This is a genomic window from Bartonella queenslandensis AUST/NH15 (genome assembly GCF_000312585.1).
In the GTDB taxonomy this organism is placed as follows: Bacteria; Pseudomonadota; Alphaproteobacteria; order Rhizobiales; family Rhizobiaceae; genus Bartonella; species Bartonella queenslandensis_A.
This window is the reverse complement of record NZ_HE998393.1, coordinates 1-402: the sequence shown is the minus strand read 5'-3', so window position 1 is coordinate 402 and position 402 is coordinate 1. Positions and strand designations below refer to the sequence as shown.

Here is a 402-nt window from a genome sequence, read left to right as displayed (position 1 = left end):
AGCAAGTGGATTTCTGGAGGTGTGCAAAATCGTTTTCGCTTTAAGATTAAGCCGGATGATCCACAGGGACTTTTGACGAGTTTGGGTGTGCAATTGCAGTGGACGACGCCTTATAGTGGACAGTCGAAACCGATTGAGCGGGCATGGCGTGATTTAGCAGAGGCAATTTCCAAGCATCCTTTTTGTGCGGGGGCTTATACAGGCAATAAGCCGGATGCTAAACCTGAAGATTATGGAAAACGTGCGATAGGATTTGAAGATTTTAAAGCCCATGTTGGCGCGCAGATTGTAGCGCATAATGGGCAAGCAGGGCGCAAGGCACTCAATTGTGCTGGGCGCAGTTTTGATGAGACTTTTGTAGCAAGTTTGAGAGCAGAGGGGACGATTGTCCGGCAAGCAACA

General features: G+C 48.5%; 1 protein-coding gene. It reads left to right on the top strand.

Annotation, left to right across the window (positions count from 1 at the left end; genetic code table 11):
- The coding region (locus tag BN338_RS10470) for a transposase domain-containing protein (RefSeq protein ID WP_039762438.1) at nt 1–402 on the top strand (402 nt) is incomplete at both ends.